Source organism: Neisseria sp. P0021.S007, assembly GCF_051956855.1.
The window spans coordinates 1-483 of record NZ_JBQCXA010001432.1; the positions used below are offsets into that span (position 1 = coordinate 1).

At 59.6% G+C, this 483-nt stretch carries 1 pseudogene; it reads left to right on the forward strand.

The features are described 5' to 3' along the window. Positions 1 to 37 precede the first annotated feature (37 nt). Positions 38 to 483, forward strand: a pseudogene (locus ACTHUR_RS19560) (tRNA uridine-5-carboxymethylaminomethyl(34) synthesis GTPase MnmE); the annotation flags it as partial.

Here is a 483-nt window from a genome sequence, read left to right on the forward strand (position 1 = left end):
TAATACGCACATTAAATTTACCTATACGCGAGTTCTCATGTCCGTAACCCAACCCACCATCGCCGCCATCGCCACCGCACCCGTACGCGTTGGAGTCGGCGTGATCCGCCTTTCCGGCAAAAACCTGCTGTCTTTGGCGCAAACCCTCAGCGGCGGCAAAACACCCAAGCCGCGCACCGCGCTTTACACCGACTTTCTCGGCGGCGACGGACAGCCGATAGACAACTGCATCCTGCTCTACTTCGCCGCGCCAGCCAGCTTTACCGGCGAAGACGTGATTGAGTTGCAGGGACACGGTGGCCCCGTCTTGATGGACATGTTGCTATCGCGCTGCTTCGAACTGGGTGCGCGAATGGCGGAGCCGGGCGAATTTACCAAACGCGCCGGCCGCAACAACAAACTCGACCTTGCACAAGCCGAAAGCGTCGCCGGCCTCATCGATGCCTTCAGCAAGTCTGCCGAACGTATGGCGTGGCGTTTGCG